Here is a 21,895-nt window from a genome sequence, read left to right as displayed (position 1 = left end):
TTATTGGTTACCTTGCTGCAGCAGTTCATTGACGTAGTGGTCAATCTCACTGGTGGTATTTTTAATGTTTGAATCGTCACACTCGGTAATGTGCAGTTCTAACGTTTCACAAAGCTGCTTGCCCGGGTTCAAATTAAGCATGGCAAACACGCCTTTCAGGCGATGTGCAGTCTGAGCAAGCGAACTCAAGTCCCTCTCCGCCGCCTCATTATACAATCTCTTTACATCATCTGGTACTGTCTCTACAAAGAGCTGGAAGTAGCCCGGCGCGAAAAGCTGTGCCAGATCCTGCTCTTCTTCTGTCTCATCCAGGGCCAGCTGCTGTTCAATAAGCTGAAGCAACGCATCCTGCATCGCGCTACTGAGATTAAAGTTGACCCTGAACTGGTTACGTGACAACGCGCTGTAACCTGTTTCATCATCCGTGAGCAGTAACGACCACGGCGTAAGATTTGCCGGCTCGTCGGTGACCAGGACATCATGATCCTGTCCGGAAAAACGCTCATCCGGAGTGATACAGCTGGCACCCCAGTTTTCCAGCTGGTGAACCACAATCTTCCTGACATCATCCACGGTGATATCAATCAGCGCGGTCAGGCCTTCCAGCAGTTTCTCTTCCTGTACCTGCTGATGTTCCTGCGGAGCATGGATCTGGATACTGTATCGGGTGCCGATATCGGGACGCGCCACGATTTCCAGATGGCCGCCCAGCTGCTTACACAGCTGTTTGCACAGGAAGAAGGCCAGTCCGGAGGCCTGGCCAAAACGATCCCGGCTGGTTTCGCCAAGGAACGGGAAGTCGGTATTGCCCATCTCATCCACCGTCAGCCCTGCTCCGGTGTCTACCATTTCAATCGCCAGGCGATCCGGACGATCGGTCGGGTGACTGACTTCGATGCTGATCCTGCCCCATGTGGTGCTGGTGATGGAGTAGTGCAGCAGGGTGGTGAGGATTTTGTACAGTGCCCGACGGTCGCCGAAGCGGTTCTCCTCGCTGTTAAGGCGATTGCTGACCAGAAGATTCAGCCCTTTGCGGCGCAGAGAGGGCAGGGCTTCCATCACCAGCTCATCCAGCACGGTCTGCATATTGAACGCGCCAGCGTCCGGCGCCCAGTCATGAGTTTCCAGCCGGTTAAGCAGCACGATATCGTCCACCAGGCGACTCAGCGCGTGGGACTCTTCCAGCGCATCATGGATATCGTCAGCCGGGTGAGTTTCGCTCAGCGTCTGCAGATGATCGATGACGTTGCTAAGCGGCCGGTTCAGCGCATGGCCGAGGTTTTGCAACAGCTGCTGGCGGGTCTGGTGATTTTTGTCCAGTACCTGCTGCGCTTTCTGCAGCTTCTTGTTCACCAGCAGCTCACGATCCTGGTCCCGCATCATAAACAGCTGCGTGTCAGGAGAGAGCACGCTGCGGGCGTGGCGGATTTCATACACTTCGTTATTGACCGTGGCCTGCAGGACGCCCTGATGCTGATCGGACATATTGATGATTTTTTGCAGGTTCAGGTGTGGCAACAGATGTTCAGCAATCTTGTTGCTGATAATGGTGCGGTTATTAGCGAAATCATACACCAGCAGGCCAACCGGCAGACTGCCGACGATCTCTTCATTCAGTACCCGCAGCGAATCCAGCTCGGCGCTCTGATTTTCACTCGGTCGCAATGATTGCTGGCGCAGCAGCAACAGACCGCCAAGCGAGAGCAGCAGCAGGGCAAGGTTAGCGAGCAGCGGCCACATCAGGTTCTTCAGCGTATCCACCACCAGCCCGACAATCGGCACATGATAGACCAGCTGAAGCGGGGTGCTGGTCAGCGATGCGGCAATTTCCACATTTGGGTTAGTCAGCGTGACTTTAGTGCTGCTGGTGGCATCATCGGCCTCCGTGCTGTTGGAGGCGTCGCTGGTGTCCTGTTTCAGCTGGAAGTTTTCCAGCGGCATGTTCAGTGGAATAAGATCGTTAATCGGCAGATCGAACGCCACCACGGTGGCGAGATGGCCCGGCTGATTAAATGTGGTGCGCACGGTGAAATAGTGATCGTTCTGCCAGGTAAAGCGGCGCAGCGGCGAGAAGCTTTCCCGTTCGTCCAGCGCGTTAGCCTGCGTAAGCATTTCGGCCCGGCGCGCATCAACGATATTGCTGATGGCACTCTCTTTATAGCGCGTCGCCATATCTTTCAGCGGCAGCGTTGAAATCAGGATCATGCTGTTATCCTGGCCGTTAAGGAAATACATCGACCAGGTGCTGTTTTCCGCGCCCCACAGCGTGTCCAGATAGTTGGACATCCGCTGGGTCATGTCCAGCGTGCTGCTGTCATGGGAGCCGAAAATCAGCGCTTCTGTTTTGCGGCGGGTCTTCTCAAGGTAGTAAACGTCCGGGCGCAGCCGCGTTTCCTGCAGGCTGTTCGGGGTTGACCCTGCCGCACTTGCCGCCAGGTTTTCATAGATTTGCCAGGTGGCGAAACGGTAGGTGTCAATGCGCTTCTGCATCGCATGGGCAATATCCGCCATCGCATAGCGTTTATCCGTCAGCCAGGCGTTGACGGTGTTGTGGATCATAAACCCTGATGCAAGCAGCAACACCAGAATAAACATCACAAAAAAGCGCGTGACATTGCCTGAAGTCAGTGGAAATTTGTATGGCAACATAGCGTAGCGTGACACCCCAATTAACGTGTAATCAGCCGGGCGCTGGCGGCCACGGCTAACAGCAATACCGCGATGGCACTAAAGGCCGTCGTCAGGCTGTACCACTGTGAGATAAACCCTATCAGTGCCGGACCAGCCAGAATACCTGCATAACCAATCATTGTCATGGAAGAAATCGCCAGATTCACCGGCATATTTTTCTGATTTCCTGCGGCACTGAACATAATAGGTACGCTGTTTGACGCACCAAATCCCACCAGCACAAAGCCAGCCAGCGCCACTGCGGTACTGGGGACAAAGATCGCCAGCAGCAGGCCCACTGAAGCACACAGCGTGCCGCAGAACAGGGTCGTCGTCCGGCCAAAATAGTTGACGATACGGTCACCGGTCAGACGACCAAGGGTCATCGCCACAGAGAACAGCGCGTAGCCGAGGCCGGCCTGGGCGTGGGGTAAACCGCGGGTTTGTGCAAGGAACAGCGCCCCCCAGTCGAGAATGGAGCCTTCCGTCAGGAACAGAATGAAACACATTACGCCAAGAAACAGCACCCAGCCACGTGGGACTACAAACAGCGCGTTATCACCTTGCTGAACACGCTGGCTGAGCAGATGGCGCTGCGAGAAACCATACAGAGCAATAATTAGCAGCAGGATAATGCCAGTAGCCTGGAGTGGCGTCAGCCCGAAGGCTAACCCGGCGCTCACCAGACCCGCACCGGCGATGCCACCCACGCTGAAAAAACCATGGAAGCCGGACATCATCGCCCGACCGGAAGCTTTTTCCACCTCCACGGCCTGTATATTCATTGCCACGTCCACCAGCCCGACCGCCGCACCAAAGATCATTAACGCTATTGCCAGTGCAAAAGGCGTGGAGAGGGTAGCCAGAAGAGGAAGCGCCAGCAGGATAAACAGACTGCCGCAGGCAATCACATTTTTGCAGCCCGCCCGCCCTACCAGAATACCGGTCAGCGGCATGGCCACCAGCGAACCCAGGCCAAGAAACAGCAGCAGCGTCCCCAGCGAACCATCACTGAGCTGGGCACGGTCTTTTGCATAAGGAACCAATGGAGCCCAGGCAGCCATGCCGATACCGGCAATTAAAAAGACCGCGCGGGTGGCGTGCTGGGTGGCTACGGCGCTGGCGCTTGCTTGTCGGGCATCCTGTGTTGTCATAATTTCCGTTGAGAGCCTGTCGCGATTAACGCTAGTTTTTATCATAATTAGCGAATTTAATGAAGTTTGTCCTGCAAACAAGGCACGATTGGCACCGAGTAAAAGCCTTTATGCATCGGGGGTGTCAGTTATTAACCTGGAAAAACGAGCCTGTTAATGAAATTTTTCACCTTAAGGCTATTTTACAGATAACTCCTGGTATAACGATTCATTATCGCGCATTAACTCAAGTCATTGATGAAACATGAAAAAGCGTGATTCAGGCTGACCGGCTGCAGATGCTGACCGGAAAAGAGGACCAACTTACCCGCACAACGCTTTATCCGCCCGTGCGGGGAATTGTGAAATTATCCAGGTCACGACTGTCGGTGGAGTGCTTCAGCCAGGGGGCAAGCTGATGGAGAGTGTGCCGCCGGAAGATCAGCTGCTGATTGAGACGCGCATCGGCGGAGCTGACGAACAAAGCCGGACGCAACTTCCCAAGCGTGTCCGGAAGGGTGGCCAATGTCGAGATTAAAATCGGTCAGAAATCGGTCATAGACTAACTGTTTAAACCGCTGAATAGGGTCAAAGAGTCTCTGCGCGAGCATTAAAATTTAACGCCAGCGAATAATGAATTCTGGATACTTCCGGAAATTAATTAACATTTAATTCAGCGGTGTTTTTTTGACTATTCGTGCTTATATGTAGAATAAATGTGCAACGTTAGTGGCGGCTTATTTTACACAAAAGCTCTATCTTTACTTAAATTGACATAAATAAAAAAGGGGTAAAAAAATGCCGAACACAAGGTTCGGCGGGAATTAGGGTAAAGCAACTCATTCGGGGTGAATGAAGGTAATAATGAAATAAAATGATGATAGCGGGATTATTGTATAACCTGATGACCCGATCTTTTTATCATTCAGTGCTCATGTACGTAACATTACATAACCTTATGAAATATAACCTTTCTCATGTTTTTTGACGATAAGTGCGATATTTTTTACCGATACGTGCTGCCTGAAAGTTCCCCGTTATTTACAAAATGAAATATCAATTTTGTATTCTGAAACACATTCGGAAATTTAGTATCATTTTCTTTATAGATTATTACTGCCCGCACTTTAGTATGAGGTTTCTGGCTGAATTTTCGACGTTCAGCACGCAGTGGCAAATAAGGCATATAACTAGAGGGTAATAAAATGAAACTTCGTGTTCTCTCCCTGATGATCCCAGCGATGCTGATCGCCGGTACTGCAGGCGCTGCAGAAATTTACAACAAAGACGGCAATAAACTTGACCTCTTTGGTAAAGTAGATGGTCTGCACTATTTTTCCGATAACGACGGCTCTGACGGTGACCAGTCCTACGTGCGCTTCGGTTTTAAAGGTGAAACCCAGGTGACAGATCAACTGACAGGTTACGGGCAGTGGGAATATCAGGCTGCTCTGAACAACGCAGAATCTGAAGGTACCGCTAACAGCTTTACCCGTGTGGGCTTCGCTGGTCTGAAATTTGGCGATGCCGGTTCAATCGACTACGGCCGTAACTATGGCGTGCTGTATGACATCGGTTCATGGACCGACGTTCTGCCAGAGTTTGGTGGAGATACCTACGGTGCGGATCAGTTTATGTTCCAGCGCTCTAACGGTCTGGCCACTTACCGTAACAATAACTTCTTTGGTCTGGTGGATGGCTGGAATTTCGCCGTTCAGTACCAGGGCAAAAACAGCAGCCCAACAGAATCTGCTAATGGCCGTGATGTTCTGGGTCAGAATGGCGATGGCTGGGGTCTGTCTACTACTTACGATCTGGGCTCTGGCTTCGGTATCGGTGCGGCAATGTTTAACTCTGACCGTACTACCGAGCAGAACGGCGGCGATGCAAGCAGCGCGACCATCCTGGGCCGTGGCGACAAAGCAACCGCTTACACTGGCGGTCTGAAATACGACGCAAACAACATCTACCTGGCCGCGATGTATACCCGTTCTTATAATGCAACCCGCTTTGGTTCAAGCGATGCAACTGCATATGGTTACGCAGATAAAGCGGACAACTGGGAACTGGTTGCTCAGTACCAGTTCGACTTCGGCCTGCGTCCTTCCCTGGCCTTCGTCAGCTCTCGCGGCACCGACATTCAGGGCTACGGATCGCAGAACCTGAAAAAATATGTTGATGTGGGCGCGACCTACTACTTCAACAAAAACATGTCTACCTATGTTGACTACCAGATCAACCTGCTGGATGACAACAACTTCACCGACAACACCGGCATCAATACTGATGACGTAGTGGCATTGGGTCTGGTTTACCAGTTCTGAGTTCGGTTGGGAGCGCGGCCAGGCTGCGCTCCCGGTTTTCCTTTTCTCCGCTTATCTCTGCCTGTCCCAGTCCCCCGCACTTACTTGCTACTCATCCGGTGTTGATGTCGTGGACGAAAGAGCTGTCTGCGGTTGGTCTTCTTGTATTGCTTGTATCCTGAAAAGATAATAAGGGCGATGCAAACCATTAACAGGGCGAAATAGATCATTCTGGATCTCCTGATATAACTTAACCGGGCAGCCAGATATGGCGTGCTTAAGTGCTCATCCTGAAGAGCATTTTTCAGCTGGTCAAGTCACCTATCACCACATTTTATGCCGTGTTTCGCGATTTTCGTACCAATAATTACTACAGGCTGTGATTTTATAATGAAGAAGAATTGGCTGTATTGCGCTGGTTTATCAGCATTTATCATGCTTTCCGGCTGCGATCGGAATAACCAGAGTCCGGCGAATGCGGGGCTGGTGATGGAAGGACGCACAATGGGAACATTCTGGAGGGTTAGCCTGGCTGGCGTGACGGCAGATCGCAAAGAAGCCCTGCAGAAAGAGATTCAGCAACTGCTTGATAGCGACGATCGGGAGCTGTCGACCTGGAAAAGCGACTCGGTAATCTCCCACTTTAACCAGTACCGTGGCAGCGATCCTCAGCCGGTCAGCGACAACATGGCCGATATCATCACGCTGTCACTGCGCATCGGCCAGAAAACCGCCGGAGCGATGGACATTACTGTCGGGCCGCTGGTCAATCTCTGGGGATTTGGTCCGGACAGGCAGCCGGTGAAGATGCCGACTCAGGCACAAATCGATACTGCCAGGGCGCTGACCGGTTTGCAGCACCTGCATGTTATTGAGCGTGTGGAAGGTGCTTATCTGCAGAAAGATCTGCCAGGACTTTACGTTGATCTTTCCACGGTGGGTGAGGGCTTTGCCACCGATCATCTGGCGCGTCTGATGGAGAAAGAGGGGATAAACAGCTACCTGGTTTCCGTGGGCGGTGCGGTGCTGACAAGGGGAATGAACGCGGAAGGTAAGCCGTGGAAGGTGGCAATCCAGAAGCCAACGGACAAAGAGAACGCGGTGCAGGCGCTGGTTGATCTGCAGGGACACGGCATCAGCACTTCGGGCAGCTATCGCAATTATTATGAACTGGACGGCAAGCGTATTTCCCACGTGATCGATCCGGCGACCGGACGGCCGATTCAGCACAAACTGGTGTCTGCTACGGTCATCGCCACCACGGCGCTGGAGGCAGATGGCTGGGATACCGGGCTGATGGTACTCGGTGAGGGAAAAGCCAAGGCGCTGGCGCTACGTGAGAAACTTGCGGTGTATCTGATCATGAAGCAGGATGACGGTTTTACGACCTGGATGTCGCCACAATTTAAAGCCTTTATTGTGCAGCAATAAAAGCAGGCCCTGAGGAGGCAGAATGCTGGACTTATTTAGTGAAGAAGCCCCCTGGGCTGAGCCGCTGGCTGACGGCGCGGTGATCCTGCGCAGAAGAGCCCGGGATCAGGCGGAACAACTGATGGCGTTGGTGACTGAAGTTTCAGCTAAGAATCCTTTTCACCATCGCATCACTCCCGGTGGCCACCGGATGTCGGTGGCAATGACCAACTGCGGCGATTTCGGCTGGTCAACGGACTCCCGCGGTTACCAGTACAGCGAGCGCGACAGCGCAACCGGGCATCGCTGGCCATCGATGCCTGAACTTTTCCGTCAGCTGGCGACACGCAGTGCGGCAGAGGCCGGATTTGCTGATTTTAACCCCGATGCCTGTCTGATTAACCGCTACGAACCCGGTGCAAAGCTGACCCTGCATCAGGATAAAGATGAGCAGGATCTTAAGCAGCCGATCGTGTCGGTTTCGCTCGGATTACCGGCGGTATTTCAGTTTGGCGGGTTTGAGCGCGGCGACGCCACTCAGCGGGTGCTGCTGGAACACGGTGATATCGTGGTCTGGGGCGGCCCTTCGCGCCTGCGCTATCATGGCATTCTCCCGCTGAAGCCCGGTATCCACGCGCTTATTGGGGCTTTTCGCTATAATCTCACTTTCCGTCGTGCATTTCGCTGACAGATGAGAATTGTTATTGATATCGTCCGGCTTCTCATTAAACTGCATGCTGCGTTAAATCTACCTGGATGGTGTCATGGAGTTGCTTCGTGTTGTTTACCGGCAATATCGCTGGCCTTTTGTATCGGTTATTCTCCTCAGCCTGCTTAGCGCCGCGCTGGGGATTGGGCTGATCGCCTTTATCAACCGTGAGCTGATCGTATCAGTAAACACCTCGCTGATGATCCTGCCAGAGTTTCTGGGCCTGCTGATGCTGCTGATGGTTGTCACCCTGGCTTCGCAGCTGGCGCTGACATGGCTTGGCCACCATTTTGTTTACCGGCTGCGTGGTGAGTTTATCAAGCGCATTCTGGATACACAGGTGGAACGTATTGAACAGATTGGCAGCCCACAGCTGCTGGCGGCGCTGACCAGCGACGTACGCAATATCACCATCGCTTTTGTCCGCCTGCCGGAGCTGATCCAGGGGATTATTCTCGCCATTGGCTCTGCCGCTTATCTGGCGTGGCTGTCGGCAGAGATGCTGCTGGTTACGGTGGTCTGGCTGGTGATCACTATTGTCGGTGGCTGGCTGCTGGTCTCCAGAGTCTACCGCCATATGGCTAAGCTGCGTGATATTGAAGACAACCTCTATGCAGACTTCCAGACCATCATTGAAGGGCGCAAAGAGCTGGCACTGAACCGCCAGCGTGCGCAGCTGATCTTCGAAACGGTGTATCAGGAAGATGCACGCTCTTACCGCCACCATATCGTGCGTGCCGATACTTTCCATCTCAGCGCGGTGAACTGGTCAAATATTATGATGCTGGGCGCGATAGGCCTGGTGTTCTTTATGGCTAACAGTCTGGGCTGGGCTGATACTGCCGTGGCGGCAACATATTCCCTGACGCTGTTGTTCCTGCGTACGCCGCTGCTGTCGGCGGTAGGGGCTTTGCCGACGCTGCTGACGGCTCAGGTGGCGTTTAACAAACTTAACTCCTTTAAGCTTGCAGAGTATCAGCCTGAGTTTGCCGCCCCTGTCGCCGCGAAGCACTGGCAGACGCTGGAGCTGCGCGATCTGGTATTCCATTACGGCGACAGCGGCTTCGAAGTTGGTCCGATTAACATGACGTTGAAGCGCGGCGAGCTGGTGTTTCTGATCGGCGGCAACGGTAGCGGCAAATCCACGCTGGCGATGCTGCTGACCGGGCTGTATCAGCCGGTTTCCGGACAGATCTTGCTGGATGGCGTGGAGGTTGACGCGGCAAATGGCGACGGTTATCGCCGGTTGTTCTCCGCAGTCTTTACCGATGTGCATCTGTTTGATCGGCTCATTAACGATCAGGGGCAGCCCACCGACCCGGCGAAGGTACAGCAGTGGCTTGAACGCCTGAAGATGCAGGACAAAATTAAGCTTGATGGCAACCGGGTGCTTAACCTTAAGCTGTCGAAAGGGCAGAGCAAGCGACTGGCGCTGCTGCTGGCTACCGCTGAACAGCGCGATATCCTGTTGCTGGACGAATGGGCAGCCGATCAGGATCCGCATTTCCGTCGTATCTTCTACCGCGAACTGCTGCCGTGGCTGAAAGAGATGGGAAAAACCGTCTTTGCCATCAGCCACGACGATCACTACTTTCTGCATGCCGACCGCCTGCTGGAGATGCGTGAAGGCAAACTGACCGAGCTGACCGGGCAGGAAAGAGAGATGGCTACGCTGGATGCGGTGAAGCGGACGGACGTCACAGCCTGATTAGCAGAATGCCGCATATCTACTGCAAGTATGTTTATTTGTCAGTCTGATAGTGGAAAGGTAAGGTGGTTTTGACAGTGTTCTTCAGCTGTCCTGGACTTCCCCGTCGTCTTACCAAATTGGTTATGCCGGTCTGAGTATTTCTCAGATCGGCTTTTTTATGCCTGTGGTGTGACTATCCAGCTCAGCACTTCATCCTGCCCAAGCTGAACATGGCCGGTAAACAGTCGCCCGGCTGGGAATTCTCTGGAGAAGGTACGGATCAGTTTTAATGTAATTGTGCCTGTTGCAGGGCAGTAATAGACGATCTCAGCAGCGTTGAAATCCATAAACTCACGCAGGCGGGGAAAGATTGCTTTATACAGGCTCTCTTTCACTGAAAAGGCCACGGTCAGTGCTGTGGCAAAAGGCAAGCCGCTGCGTTGCAGCACAACATTTTCGTCCGCGTTAATAATCATCTCGTGCATCTCTTTTGCCGTTTCAGAGCGTATCAATTGCTCGCAATCAATCCCCAGCAGTTTGCCGCTGGCCGCAGGTGCGAGTAAAAGGCTGATGCGCTGATGGGTATGAGAGAGTGAGCCGCCGATCCCGGCAGGCCAGATCGGTGCACGATCGGCATCATTTCCCAGCACGTAGTTATCGATGCCCAGCAGGCCGAGTCCGTAGCGAACGCATACCCGGCTGGCCAGATACTCGGCGCGGCGTTTTTTTACCGCTTTTTGCAGATGAACGGGCAGGGGAAGGTCAAAATCCTTAAACAGTGCTTCGGAATAGTTATGCTGATGATAACGGGCCTGCAGAAGCAGTACATCAGGATATTCTGCGGGAGAGGCGAGGGACAGATCGCTAAGAAAACTCAACCCAATAAAGGGGACTGATCCTGATGGCAGACTATATGGCGCTATTTGAGTGGCTGTCGGTGGGGAATTCACGGCTAATCTAACCTGCTTATCTCGTCAGAGAAGGATTCAAGCAGGGTAGATTAATGACAGTAAAAAGTCATTGGTAATCGGGAGAGAGAATTACTCGTTAGGCGGGATGGAGAAGCCTTTCAGTGAGACAACAAAGTGGTCGTTGCCTTTGGAGATTTTCGCGCCGCGGTCGCACCAGCGCGTAGCGAAGCGGAAAAAATCATCACTGTCAATGTCATAGGCCAGTTCAACTTTGTTAATGCCAGATTGCAACATCTCTTCTGCATCCCTGTAATTTTTTGCCTTGATGGTTGCCATTTGGGTCACCCGTAGTAATGGTGTTGGTTTTGCCTCAAAAGTTTAGCAACAGCATATGTTATAATTGTGACAGTTTTGTGGCAGTTATACGCATTGAGAGTTTCGCCACCTTTTGCAGGGCCAGCGGGTCACTGTGGAAACAGATGGCGAGTTATTCTCAGTCAGGAACAAGACAACCAAAAACCACAGAATTTATTTGTAAACCCCTTTTCTCCGCGGTTACTCTCTGTCAGCTATGGGCTAATCATAGGGACACTCTTCATAATTTTTTTCTTTATCTGTGTGATTAAAACGGTTATAGAGATAGCCGATTAATATATAAACACCCAATGCCAGCAAAATTTTTATTATTAGCATAAAATCCCTTTTATTAACAATTACCCAGATAATTCAGAATGCAGACCAATATTGTTGTTCTGTATTTGTTATGAATTTCTTACGATTTTGAGAAAGCGACGTGTAAAAATTAACCATAATATTCTTTGTAGTTTAATTTTAATGGGTCTTTTTTTCTTGATTTTCTTCCAGATGCTATTTTTTATATTGGACAGGTTCACGCCACTATGAATAGTGGATATTTTATGAAGTGCATCTTTTTCATAAGGTGGGTGAGAGATGACACTGGGTACGATGCACTGGGTGTCGCATATATTGTTTTCTCTGATAAATTGCCATCGGTCACTGACTAACCATACTGGGTAGAGAAAATTGATGAGTTTTTTGGCTGCCTTGTTATTTATAATATAACCATAAGCTCCTGTTCCTTCAATGAAACGATGAACGCAGTGAGTGCTGCCAAGCTGTAGTAATGGTGAAGCAATAAATTGGTCTGTCTGGGTTAAAAGCGTTATAAGTGGCCTGTCACAGGCTCTTTTTTCCAGTTCTTCCAACACACAGGGTAATTCTTGAGATAAAATAGCATCATCTTCAATAATCAGTGCAGAGCTGATGTTCAATGCAACCATTTTTGCATAAACAGACAGATGGCTCAGAGAGCATCCCACCTCGCCGCGCTCAATGGCATAATTGGGTTCTCTGGTAGATAAAATAATTTCACTTTCGGTCAGTGAATGCCCATCAATTGCATCAAAGAACTCGAAACTCAGACCTAATTGATTCAGTCTTTCAGCTATTGTCGCTCGCCTTTCCTTCGACTTTTCCATGCTTATGACAAATATCTTCATGATTAATTCTCATATAATTAACAATATATCAATAAATTTTCAAGAATGTTCCAGTTTCCCGTGGTGTGTGATTTATTGATAAGTTTACATAACATCTGTGTACATATTGTGGTTTTGCAATTCTGCACGAAATTTTAGCAAGATTACTATGAGTTCCATGCTCAGGCTGGAATCTTGCGTGAAGCATTCGGACAGACACAATATACGGATATATCCTATTGAATGTTTCCTTACAGCGTTGAAGTTTTCCATTCTGGTTAATGCATTTATTCTATCACCTTGCCTGTGCCGGTTACAAAGAAAGTTAATTTTCGCTATTAATGAATTATCATACCATACACAATGATGCCCAGAAAACTCACATCTGTGAGCGTGAAAGTAACGAGGAAATGATGCCGGGTGTTAGTGAATTATTGAAATGTCTTTATCATTTCTGATGCCTGCCTGCGCAGGCAAAGACATAATAACGTTCTGCGCTAATTAAGCAAACTGGTTGTAAAGAATCAATATCTCATAGTAGTTCGTTCAAAGTGATTAACTTTTTTTGCTGTTATTATGGATAATTGAAAGTAAATTAAGTATAAAGAGATTTGGTTTTCTAAGTTAATTGATAATGCCAATTCTCAATCCCTGATTCTGTTGTAAGAAACGTTTTCAGTATTGCCAAAGGAATCGCATCCGACCAGCAAAAATTGATGCATCTACAGGATTATATTCGTATCCATGTAGATACATCAGCGTTACAGGGTAGTCAGGATTCTGGTCAGTAGAGCCACCGACCAGCTTTAGCTGATTCTATAAGCATGCCAATGGTGAAGTCTGGTACTTGTACAGGCGTTGATTTACGAAATGGATTCCATGAAAAAGGTTCATCAGGGTAGTAGGTTTCAATGTTAAAACTCCCCCTGTCTACCTGAAATTCATTAAAGAAATCTTCCATCAAATCTTCTGCTTCACCAACGTCCAGATGCATGTCAGTATCGAAATCAGTTTCTAATGTCAGCAATCTTTGTTTCTTTTCGTTATTGAACAAGTACACACCATTGTAGCGTCGAGCCAGTGCGTAAATGCGCTGTTCGATATCATCTACCATAACTTATCATCATCCTTTGCTATGCGGTTGTAATCACGTATGGAGCACCACGTAATCTGCGATACATCGGCAAGTAGGATAACTTCTCCAACGAGAGGGATAGTACGGCCTGCAAAGGTGCTTATTTTTGCGACCATCCTGCGTTCAGCAGTCCAAGGCGTGTAACCACCAACCCATGTTGGTAAGAGTATCCCGTAAGGAAATTTTGCTGTCTTAAAATATTTTCTCATGGCCTTGGAAATTCGAGATGTACCTTCTTTTGCACCCCTGGATTTCGTTCTTGTTTTCTGATTGTTTACACCACTGTAAAGAGCTGCCACTGCTGCAACATCAGTTATTCCAAAATGATCTGCCGTGGTTTCACAAAAAATCATAAAGAAAAGTTGGCTGGCTGAAAGGTTGGCTCTTCCTGCATAAAAGTACGTTCCATTAAGTTGCTCTACGGTATCCATATAGTCCCTTAGTTTGTAGAGGATTAGAGTAATAACTATACAACCATCAAACCCGGAGGTGAACTGTGAGATAAAGCATTCAATGAGATTTGAAGAGATTAAAGTTTTAACTAACAAGCCAGGGGTCAAAGTGTGGCAGAACTACCGCAGCCACAGGTAATGCACTATACGAGCGAAGTGAGTAACAGTCATAGGATCAAAACGTAACGCTACGGGCCGCTACGGCCTTTTCGGGCAGAGGTCATGGAAAGAATAGGTGAGAAATTGCGTGGTTAAGAATGGGTTACGTTGAAAGCACGAACGATGGCACGTGCCATTTTGTAGTCAAAATATGAACAGTATTTTTGCCAGATTATTATCAATCGATTTGTTGATATTTTAGTAAAATTGGTCGGCACGAGAGGATTTGAACCTCCGACCCCGGACACCCCATGACCGTGCGCTACCAGGCTGCGCTACGTGCCGACACGTTGGGGTAATAGTACGCAAATCTGCTGCGATTGCAAGCACCTAACATGTTGACTGCTATGAAATTAAACAGCATGTACGCTTTGTGGCTCAGTTAGCAATAAAGCGTTTTTCTTCAGTCAGCACCTGTAACAGCAGCGTCAGCTGTGGTTTATGGTCCTTCAGCCGGTGGCCTTCGCTGTCCCAGGCGGTATAGCTGCCATTGTTATCCAGTACCAGCGTCACTTGCGGCGTAGTGATCACCAGCTGGCGATCGTTAATGCCGGAAACCCAGTTATGGCGGCGCTGTGCAGCGAACAGATCTTCACCCTGCGAATAGTCATTGGAGGGGGTGCTGACGTGCAGAAGACGCTGCATCAGCGTGGTCATCACATCCTGATGATTGGTCAGCTTGTTAACCTGCTGCGCCGGAGTATTTGGCCAGTGGATTACCAACGGTACGCGCAGGTTGGCGCGGTTGCCCATGCTGGTATCGCCGTTCAGTGCCACGCCGTGCTGCGCGGTGATCACTACCACGGTGTTATCCAGCAGGCCTTTATCCTGCAGCGTGGTCAGCACGGTCTGAATCTGCTTGTCCACATCTGCCGCGTTACGTGGATAGTGGCGGGCCATTTCTTTCGCCGTGCTGTTGGCCTCATCAATCCCGGAGAGGGAAAGATAAGAGAACCATGGCGACTGACTGTTCTTCTGGCCTTCCAGCCAGCGCTGCCACTGGGCGGTGGTCTGCGCATTCGGCTGGCTTTGCGAAGCAGGGAGAGAGAAGTCAGCCAGCAGCGCCTGCCGGTACAGTGGTGAAGCAAAGCCGTCTGAGGCGAAAAGGCCGAACTGATAACCTTGTTTGCTCAGCGCATCGATCAGGGCAGAAGGCACACGGGCTGATAGCACGCCGTCCATATAGCTAGGCGAAATGCCGTAGAACAGGCCAAACAGCCCGCTGTCAGCATGACTGCCTGCGCTGAAGTGCTGGTTGAAACTGACGTTCTCACCGGCAAACTGGGCCAGGTGCGGCAGGTTTTTTGCCACTGTTGCTTCGTTCAGACCGTCCACGGTAATCACCAGCAAGTTGCTGCGCGTTCCGCTATCACGGAAGGTAATGTTGTTGAGCGGATAGGCGACCGAGACCGCTTCCGGATTTCCCTGTTCGACCAGCCTGCGCTGATACTCCTGAGCATCCAGCAGGCCATGCTTCTCAAGGAAACGGCGCGCCGTCATCGGATAGGAGAGGGGCAGGTTAGATCGCTGCATGGTAATCGGACGGTAAAAGTTCGCATCGGCCCAGATGTACATCACGTGGCTGGTACAGAACGCCACGATAAACAGCACGGCCAGCGGCTTGCCAAAGCTTCGCCGGTTCAGGCTGCGTAACTTCTGCCAGCTCCAGGTAGCGAACAGCATTTCGAGAAGGAAGATGGCGGGTACGCTGATAAACATCAGTTGCCAGTCACGCGCCATTTCACTCTGATCGGGGTTAACGACCAGCTCCCACACCACCGGATTAAGGTGCAGGTGGAAACGGTTAAATACCGCGCTGTCGACGAGGATCAGCGTCAACCCGGCGGTGGCAATAATGGCCGAGAGAAAGCGCAGCAGCCTCTGCGACATCACCACAAAGGTCAGCGGGAAGATAATCAGCAGGTAGGCTGCGAAGACGATGAAACTGAAATGGCCAATCCAACTGGTGAAGGCGTATACGCGCCCGGCCAGCGAAGCCGGCCAGTCGGAAACAAACAGGTAGCGGCTACCCAGAATGAAGGCGAAGATAATATTAAACAGGGCGAACCAGTGCCCCCAGCCAATCATCTGGGAGACTTTTTCACGGTAGCGCTGCCGATTTGTTACCATAACAGAGTCAGGATCATCACATTAATGGGCTTTATCTTCATTTACCGATGCCTGCAGGGCTTCAGCAAATGAACGTGCCAGCGAGCGGCGCTGAGCCGGAGAGATGCTGGTATTGATCAAATTAGTCACCATATTTCCCAAAACCATCAGGGAAAGATCGGTAGGGGCCTTATCTTTTTCAAGAATATTGACCATGTCGGCGAGGAGTTTCTCCACGCGCTCGTCACTGTAACGGGATGATTGTGGCATAAAGTCAAATTTGTTGAGTATTAAAGGGCGCTATCTTACCGTAAATGCGCGATTTTTTCTGCACTTTTATCGCAAGATAACGGTTAATGTTGTTGCCTGTTGATCGCAGCGACGCCTGATGATTGAATACGCGACTACGTTAAAAGGAGAGTCTACCATGAGTCTGGATATCGACCAGATTGCCCTTCACCAGATGATCAAGCGCGATGAACAGACGCTGGAACTGGTGCTGCGCGAGTCGCTACTGCCTGCCAACGGCCCGGTCACGGCGATGATGGAAGAGCTGCATCGCGTCTACAGTGCCAAGAGCAAGGCTTACGGTCTGTTTAATGAAGGGAGCGAGCTGGCCGATGCGCTGCGAAACTGCCGCAAAGGCGAGGATGATTTCCTCGCGTTCAGCCGGGCAGCCACTGGGCGCCTGCGCGATGAGTTAGCCAAATACCCGTTTGCTGACGGCGGTATTGTGCTGTTTGGTCACTATCGTTACCTGGCGGTGGAATATCTGCTGGTTGCGGTGCTCAGCAGCCAGAGCAGCATGCGTGTGAACGAAGAGCTGGATATCAGCAGCACGCACTATCTGGATATTAATCATGCCGATATCGTGGCCCGTATCGACCTGACCGAGTGGGAAACTAACCCGGATTCTACCCGCTATCTGACCTTCCTGCGTGGCCGCGTCGGGCGCAAAGTAGCTGACTTCTTCATGGACTTCCTTGGAGCCAGCGTCGGGCTGGATACCAAAGCGCAGAACAAAGGATTGCTGCAGGCAGTGGATGACTACTGTTCTGAAGCCAGCCTCGATAAAAACGAGCGCCAGAACTACCGTCAGCAGGTTTACAGCTACTGCAACGAACAGCTGCAGGCGGGTGAAGAGATCGAACTGCAGGGTCTGTCTGAAGAACTGGCCCCGATTGGGGAGAAAACCTTCCAGGCCTATACTCAGGAGCAGGGTTACGAGCTGGAAGAGAGCTTCCCGGCCGATCGCAGCACCTTGCGCCAACTGACCAAATTCGCTGGCAGCGGCGGGGGAATGACGCTGAATTTCGATGCCATGTTGCTGGGCGAGCGAATCTTCTGGGATCCGGCCACTGACACGCTGACTATCAAAGGCACGCCGCCAAATCTGCGTGACCAGCTCCAGCGTCGCAGCAGCAGTAAATAGTCGAAAAGGTGCTGACCGGGAGATCGTTATCACCGGGCATAGACTTGAGCTGCTCGCTGAACGAACAACTCTGGCAGCATCCGGACCAGTACCGCGAAAAAGGGTGACAGCGCCAGCTTCATCAGCGCGTTTGAAAAGCGGTAACTGACGGTAAAGGTCACCGAGCACTGGTGCATACTGTCCGCACCATCAGCATTGTTATTGCAAGCAAATTGCCAGTGGCCTTCAAAAGCCGCCAGAAATGATCCCGATACCTGTTTCAGCAGAAGAGATGTGTCAGGATGAAAGGTCGCGCGCGTGGTGAGATTCAGCCGGGGTAATCGCGGGTGGCTGACCCCAATGCGCACCACCTTGCTGCCGGGCTGGACTTCCAGGATCTCAACCTGCTGACACCAGGGCAGGAACTCCGGATAAGCGGAGACATCTGCTACCAGGTTATACATCTGGTTCTGGCTGAAATTAACCAGCATGGTTTTCTCGAAGGTGGTCATATTTTAACTTCCTGTTTTTTGTGTAGGTTATAAATGTGCATACACCACGGACTTTTCGGTAAGGATACTTGAAATGGCCCTCGTTTGCCGCCCCCGACATGCCCTGCACTTTGCGCCATTCAGAAACCTGTTTTTAGCCCGTATCCTCACCGTAACCGGTAATGCCATTGCACCTGTTGCCCTTGCTTTTTCCGTGCTGGATATTGGTGGTTCGGCTGCCGATTTAGGCATGGTCGTGGCATCCCGCTCGGTATTCAATGTCGCTTTCTTATTACTGGGAGGCGTGCTGGGCGATCGCTATTCCCGGAATAAAGTGTTGCTCTGCTCATCGCTTATCGCTGCGCTATCTCAGGGAATGGTGGCCTGGCTGGTACTGAGCGATACCGCCACGCTTACCGGGCTGATGATGCTGGGGACGGTAAATGGTGCGGCTGCAGGTGTTGCATTGCCCGCCTCTTCAGCACTCGTTCCACAAACTCTTCCGGCTCAATATCTCAGGCAGGGCAACGCTTTTATCCAACTGGGCGTTTATGTCGGGACAGTGGCGGGGGCTTCACTGGGTGGGGTGCTGGTGGGTGCCATCGGCCCAGGCTGGGGTCTGACTGTTGATGCCCTGGGATTTGCAGCTTCTGCTCCGCTCTATTTCTGTGTACGGATCTGCGCGGCGCAGGCTTCAGGGCCACATGCCCATATCCTTCAGGACTTACGGGAGGGCTGGAAGGAGTTTACTGCCCGCGCCTGGGTCTGGTCGGTAGTGGTGCAATTCACCATCGTTAATGCGGTTTTCAGCGGTGTGGTTATGGTTCTGGGTCCCATTGTGGCAGATGCTTCCATTGGGCGAACCGGCTGGGGAATGAGTATTGCGGCTCAGAGCATGGGGCTGATCGCCGGTTCTTTCATTGCGCTGCGCTGGCGGCCGCGGCGCGACATGCTGGCTGGTGTCATTCTGGTTGCCCTTTGCGCCGTCCCGGTCTTTTTGCTGGGCATGGGGACTTCCACGTTACTCCTGATGGGGGCTTTCTTTCTGGCTGGCGTGGGGTTTGGGCAATTTGGCGTTATCTGGGCACACTATCTGCAAACGTATATCCCTGCCGATAAACTGGCACGTGTCTATGCCTGGGATGCGATGGGTTCGTTTGTGGCCATTCCTTTCGGCGAACTGGCTGCGGGACCGCTTGCCCTGCATTTTGGTAGTAAACCTCTGCTACTGGCCTGTGCTGCTGCCGTCGTGGCTGCGACAGTCGCAACAAGTTTTGTTCCGGCCATCAGGAAGTTTAACTCTGCGCCTCAGAGACTCCCGTAACGCCAGATTTCACTGCATCCTGAAAAAAGAAAACCCCACATAAAAATGTGGGGTCTCAACAGCCAGAAACGCCGCATTAAGCGGTGTTTCTTTCACACGAAACGGTCAGGCAATTAAGCGCGAACGAAGTCGATGTGGTGCAGTTTTGGCTTGAACGGGTGACGCTGAACAGCCTGCACTTTTACTTTGGTTTCTTTACCACCAACAACCAGAGTCAGAACCTCAGTATAGAACTCAGGCTTAGTCTGCATGTTCATTACGGAGTCGTGATCCAGTTCGATGGCAACAGCTGCATCTTTACCGCCATAAATGATGGCCGGGAATTTGTTAGCTGTACGCAGGCGGCGGCTCGCACCCTTACCCTGCTCTTTACGTTCTTCTGCATTGATAGTGAACATTGTTCAGTCTCTTAAAGTAATTATCCTGCTACAGGCGACCCAGCAACAGGTTGGAGTTTCAGCTTTTGCGACTGCAAAAGCGGGGCGCATTATAGCCCGACTCCGCCATGCGGGCAACGTAATAAACCGGTAATGCTCTAACGAAGCTCGTTAGCACGGCGGTAACGCCCCTGATAATCGAAAACTTTTTCACGGATCTGCCAGTAATGGCGCTGTTTACGCGCTACCACAAAATCAGGATGACGCAGAAGAGGTTGCAGCGTCACGATATCCGCCGCACTCTGCCAGCCCAGCGGTACGCCCGGTGCGCGCTGATGGGGGCGTAGAAAAATCTGTTCGAAGGCGGTTCGCTGAGCGGGTGTGTTCAGACGGAAACGCTCGCTCACTTCCGTCGCTTCTTCATCAAAGTAGCGGGCCTTCAGCCACTCGCCTTTTTCATCGGCACCGTTTTCCAGCACCATCGCCGCACAGCGCAACACCCGCGCGTCTTTTAGCTTTAGTGCGGCTTTCAGCATATCATCCGGATCCACCAGCACCACGTCGCAGTCGTGACAGCGGCGGGCGGCAATATCATTTTCGGCATTACAGTTTGGGCAGCTCTTAAAGCGGAAACGGAAATCGCACTGCTCGCGTTTCCCCTCGTCATCTTCCAGCAAACCCTGGCAGCGGCGGCCAAAGTGTTCGATTATCGTGCCGTCCTCGGTGGTTTTCCCCCAGAAGGTATTGGCGAAGCCGCAGGCAGGGCAGAAAACCTGCACCGGTTTATTGTCGCTTTTGCCCCTCAGTGAGCCGACTTCCGGAGTGAAGATATCGTGGGGATTACCGGCGTAGTCGAGGATCAGGCAGTCTGTTTTTCCGGGGCATAACCTGAGACCGCGACCGACTATCTGCTGATAGAGGCTGACGGATTCAGTCGGGCGCAGGATGGCAATCAGATCGACATGGGGGGCATCAAAACCGGTCGTGAGCACTGCTACGTTGACCATATAGCGCAGCTGACGCGCTTTAAAAGCGGTGATTAACGCATCGCGCTCGGCTCCCGGTGTTGCCGCGCTGATTAAAGCCTTGCTGTCCGGCAGTAATCCAAGAATTTCCTTCGCGTGTTCAACGGTTGAGGCGAAGATCATCACTCCCTGACGATCCTGAGCAAATTCGACGATCTGCTGAATGATGTGTGGCGTGATGCGCTGCTGCTGTTTCAGCTCGCGGTTGAGATCGGCCTCGCTGAACAGACCGCTCTCATTGGCGACCAGACGGCTGAAATCATACTGTACCACCGGCATATCCAGCCTTTCGGGCGGCACCAGGAAGCCATGTCTGATCATGTAGCGCAGCGGCAGTTCGTAAATGCAGTCGCGAAACAGAGCACGTTCATCGCCCCGCACCATCCCGTGATAGTGGAACTGGTAAATCCAGCCTTTACCCAGACGATAAGGGGTTGCTGTCAGTCCCAGCAGCCGCAGTTGCGGATTACGCAGCCGAAGATGCCCAAGGATTTGCTGATACTGGCTGTCGTCGGCATCACTGATGCGGTGACACTCGTCGACAATCAGCAGGGTGAATTTGCTGTCGAACTGTGCCAGATTGCGCGCCACCGACTGCACGCTGCCAAATACCACTTTGCTGCGACTCTCTTTGCGTTGCAGCCCGGCGGCAAAAATATCGGCCTCCAGCCCGTAAGCCTGGTATTTGCTGTGGTTCTGCGCCACCAGCTCTTTGACGTGGGCCAGTACCAGCACCCGGCCGCGAGCCAGTCTTGCCAGTTCGGCGATCACCAGGCTTTTGCCCGCCCCGGTAGGGAGAACAATCACCGCAGGCTGGTGGGAACGGCGGAAGTAGCTGAGGGTGGCATCAACCGCTTCCTGCTGGTAGGGGCGAAGGGTAAACGACATGAATTTTCAGGCAATCCGGGAGCAAAACCGCATTATGCCACGAAAGCACGCTTCGCGCCTGTCTGCCTCTGGGCGTCAGCAGCAACTCCAGGTATACTGGAGTTCGCCAGCTCTTGAACGCGCGCAGCGCTTCAAAGACTCTGTGCGCACTCAATCGACTCTCTTTTCAAACGTTCCGCGGTCGGGAGCGTCGTTTCAA

Annotated in this window: 18 protein-coding genes, 1 tRNA gene and 1 pseudogene; 7 read left to right on the top strand and 13 right to left on the bottom strand. The window is 51.7% G+C overall.

Annotation, left to right across the window (positions count from 1 at the left end):
• Positions 1-2,649: a phosphotransferase RcsD gene (gene rcsD, locus GSQ70_RS16975; RefSeq protein ID WP_158783638.1), complete on the bottom strand. Its 2,649-nt coding sequence runs from the start codon at positions 2,647-2,649 to the stop codon at positions 1-3.
• 20 nt (positions 2,650-2,669) lie between these two features.
• Positions 2,670-3,824 carry an MFS transporter gene (locus GSQ70_RS16970; protein ID WP_158783637.1) on the bottom strand — a complete coding sequence of 385 codons (1,155 nt, stop codon included), beginning with the start codon at positions 3,822-3,824 and terminating at the stop codon, positions 2,670-2,672.
• A gap of 269 nt (positions 3,825-4,093) precedes the next feature.
• Here GSQ70_RS16970 and GSQ70_RS16965 point away from each other — a divergent pair.
• From GSQ70_RS16965 to GSQ70_RS16945, 5 genes and pseudogenes are all read left to right on the top strand, one after another.
• Positions 4,094-4,369, top strand: a pseudogene (locus GSQ70_RS16965) (secretion protein HlyD); the annotation flags it as partial.
• Between the two features lie 639 nt (positions 4,370-5,008).
• Entirely contained in the window at positions 5,009-6,127 is a 1,119-nt protein-coding gene (gene ompC / locus GSQ70_RS16960) for a porin OmpC (protein ID WP_158783636.1), read from the top strand.
• Positions 6,128-6,496: 369 nt separating this feature from the next.
• A complete protein-coding gene (gene apbE, locus GSQ70_RS16955) occupies positions 6,497-7,537 on the top strand; it encodes an FAD:protein FMN transferase ApbE (protein WP_158783635.1) in 1,041 nt (346 codons plus the stop codon).
• 22 nt (positions 7,538-7,559) lie between these two features.
• Positions 7,560-8,204 (top strand): DNA oxidative demethylase AlkB, encoded by a 645-nt coding sequence (gene alkB / locus GSQ70_RS16950; RefSeq protein ID WP_158783634.1) that lies wholly within the window; start codon positions 7,560-7,562, stop codon positions 8,202-8,204.
• Positions 8,205-8,280: 76 nt separating this feature from the next.
• Positions 8,281-9,933: a multidrug ABC transporter permease/ATP-binding protein gene (locus GSQ70_RS16945; protein WP_158783633.1), complete on the top strand. Its 1,653-nt coding sequence runs from the start codon at positions 8,281-8,283 to the stop codon at positions 9,931-9,933.
• A gap of 158 nt (positions 9,934-10,091) precedes the next feature.
• Here the strand turns inward: GSQ70_RS16945 and GSQ70_RS16940 are convergent, their stop codons facing one another.
• The 8 genes from GSQ70_RS16940 to GSQ70_RS16905 form a co-directional block, all read right to left on the bottom strand.
• Positions 10,092-10,793, bottom strand: a complete 702-nt coding sequence (locus tag GSQ70_RS16940) for a 4'-phosphopantetheinyl transferase (RefSeq protein ID WP_158783632.1) — start codon at positions 10,791-10,793, stop codon at positions 10,092-10,094.
• 162 nt (positions 10,794-10,955) lie between these two features.
• Entirely contained in the window at positions 10,956-11,162 is a 207-nt protein-coding gene (locus GSQ70_RS16935; RefSeq protein WP_158783631.1) for a hypothetical protein, read from the bottom strand.
• A gap of 425 nt (positions 11,163-11,587) precedes the next feature.
• The gene (locus GSQ70_RS16930; protein WP_255455423.1) at positions 11,588-12,346 is read right to left on the bottom strand and encodes a glycosyltransferase family 25 protein; all 759 of its coding nucleotides are present in this window, start codon (positions 12,344-12,346) and stop codon (positions 11,588-11,590) included.
• 763 nt (positions 12,347-13,109) lie between these two features.
• Positions 13,110-13,439 (bottom strand): DUF1493 family protein, encoded by a 330-nt coding sequence (locus GSQ70_RS16925; protein ID WP_158783629.1) that lies wholly within the window; start codon positions 13,437-13,439, stop codon positions 13,110-13,112.
• Positions 13,433-13,891, bottom strand: coding sequence for an STM2901 family protein (locus GSQ70_RS16920; RefSeq protein ID WP_158783628.1), 459 nt, complete (start codon positions 13,889-13,891; stop codon positions 13,433-13,435). Before GSQ70_RS16920 ends, GSQ70_RS16925 begins: the two co-directional genes overlap by 7 nt.
• 388 nt (positions 13,892-14,279) lie before the next feature.
• Positions 14,280-14,356 (bottom strand) — tRNA-Pro (locus tag GSQ70_RS16915).
• Between the two features lie 93 nt (positions 14,357-14,449).
• The gene (gene yejM, locus GSQ70_RS16910; protein ID WP_158783627.1) at positions 14,450-16,201 is read right to left on the bottom strand and encodes an LPS biosynthesis-modulating metalloenzyme YejM; all 1,752 of its coding nucleotides are present in this window, start codon (positions 16,199-16,201) and stop codon (positions 14,450-14,452) included.
• 21 nt (positions 16,202-16,222) lie between these two features.
• Entirely contained in the window at positions 16,223-16,450 is a 228-nt protein-coding gene (locus GSQ70_RS16905) for a YejL family protein (RefSeq protein ID WP_158783626.1), read from the bottom strand.
• A 157-nt stretch (positions 16,451-16,607) separates the two neighbouring features.
• Between GSQ70_RS16905 and yejK the strand changes: the two genes are divergently transcribed.
• Positions 16,608-17,612 carry a nucleoid-associated protein YejK gene (gene yejK / locus GSQ70_RS16900; RefSeq protein WP_158783625.1) on the top strand — a complete coding sequence of 335 codons (1,005 nt, stop codon included), beginning with the start codon at positions 16,608-16,610 and terminating at the stop codon, positions 17,610-17,612.
• Between the two features lie 29 nt (positions 17,613-17,641).
• Here the strand turns inward: yejK and GSQ70_RS16895 are convergent, their stop codons facing one another.
• Positions 17,642-18,103: a type II toxin-antitoxin system RatA family toxin gene (locus GSQ70_RS16895; RefSeq protein WP_158783624.1), complete on the bottom strand. Its 462-nt coding sequence runs from the start codon at positions 18,101-18,103 to the stop codon at positions 17,642-17,644.
• A gap of 73 nt (positions 18,104-18,176) precedes the next feature.
• Here GSQ70_RS16895 and GSQ70_RS16890 point away from each other — a divergent pair, with 73 nt between their 5' ends.
• Positions 18,177-19,406 (top strand): MFS transporter, encoded by a 1,230-nt coding sequence (locus GSQ70_RS16890; protein WP_158783623.1) that lies wholly within the window; start codon positions 18,177-18,179, stop codon positions 19,404-19,406.
• A gap of 113 nt (positions 19,407-19,519) precedes the next feature.
• On the opposite strand, the gene rplY is transcribed toward GSQ70_RS16890, so the two are convergent.
• Entirely contained in the window at positions 19,520-19,804 is a 285-nt protein-coding gene (gene rplY / locus GSQ70_RS16885) for a 50S ribosomal protein L25 (RefSeq protein ID WP_158783622.1), read from the bottom strand.
• Positions 19,805-19,941: 137 nt separating this feature from the next.
• Entirely contained in the window at positions 19,942-21,696 is a 1,755-nt protein-coding gene (locus GSQ70_RS16880) for a DEAD/DEAH box helicase (protein ID WP_158783621.1), read from the bottom strand.
• Positions 21,697-21,895 lie beyond the last annotated feature (199 nt).

Origin of the sequence: Pantoea sp. BAV 3049 (genome assembly GCF_009765445.1) — a bacterium.
Taxonomy (GTDB): domain Bacteria; phylum Pseudomonadota; class Gammaproteobacteria; order Enterobacterales; family Enterobacteriaceae; genus Erwinia.
Note: the sequence above shows the minus strand (reverse complement) of the source record. Positions and strands in the feature narration are given on the sequence as shown.

Bases quoted from the DNA above. Each gene is read 5' to 3' on its own strand.
- rcsD (WP_158783638.1), bottom strand. From the start codon at position 2,649: ATGTTGCCATACAAATTTCCACTGACTTCAGGCAATGTCACGCGCTTT.
- GSQ70_RS16970 (WP_158783637.1), bottom strand. From the start codon at position 3,824: ATGACAACACAGGATGCCCGACAAGCAAGCGCCAGCGCCGTAGCCACC.
- ompC (WP_158783636.1), top strand. From the start codon at position 5,009: ATGAAACTTCGTGTTCTCTCCCTGATGATCCCAGCGATGCTGATCGCC.
- apbE (WP_158783635.1), top strand. From the start codon at position 6,497: ATGAAGAAGAATTGGCTGTATTGCGCTGGTTTATCAGCATTTATCATG.
- alkB (WP_158783634.1), top strand. From the start codon at position 7,560: ATGCTGGACTTATTTAGTGAAGAAGCCCCCTGGGCTGAGCCGCTGGCT.
- GSQ70_RS16945 (WP_158783633.1), top strand. From the start codon at position 8,281: ATGGAGTTGCTTCGTGTTGTTTACCGGCAATATCGCTGGCCTTTTGTA.
- GSQ70_RS16935 (WP_158783631.1), bottom strand. From the start codon at position 11,162: ATGGCAACCATCAAGGCAAAAAATTACAGGGATGCAGAAGAGATGTTG.
- GSQ70_RS16930 (WP_255455423.1), bottom strand. From the start codon at position 12,346: ATGAAGATATTTGTCATAAGCATGGAAAAGTCGAAGGAAAGGCGAGCG.
- GSQ70_RS16925 (WP_158783629.1), bottom strand. From the start codon at position 13,439: ATGGTAGATGATATCGAACAGCGCATTTACGCACTGGCTCGACGCTAC.
- GSQ70_RS16920 (WP_158783628.1), bottom strand. From the start codon at position 13,891: ATGGATACCGTAGAGCAACTTAATGGAACGTACTTTTATGCAGGAAGA.
- yejM (WP_158783627.1), bottom strand. From the start codon at position 16,201: ATGGTAACAAATCGGCAGCGCTACCGTGAAAAAGTCTCCCAGATGATT.
- GSQ70_RS16905 (WP_158783626.1), bottom strand. From the start codon at position 16,450: ATGCCACAATCATCCCGTTACAGTGACGAGCGCGTGGAGAAACTCCTC.
- yejK (WP_158783625.1), top strand. From the start codon at position 16,608: ATGAGTCTGGATATCGACCAGATTGCCCTTCACCAGATGATCAAGCGC.
- GSQ70_RS16895 (WP_158783624.1), bottom strand. From the start codon at position 18,103: ATGACCACCTTCGAGAAAACCATGCTGGTTAATTTCAGCCAGAACCAG.
- GSQ70_RS16890 (WP_158783623.1), top strand. From the start codon at position 18,177: ATGGCCCTCGTTTGCCGCCCCCGACATGCCCTGCACTTTGCGCCATTC.
- rplY (WP_158783622.1), bottom strand. From the start codon at position 19,804: ATGTTCACTATCAATGCAGAAGAACGTAAAGAGCAGGGTAAGGGTGCG.
- GSQ70_RS16880 (WP_158783621.1), bottom strand. From the start codon at position 21,696: ATGTCGTTTACCCTTCGCCCCTACCAGCAGGAAGCGGTTGATGCCACC.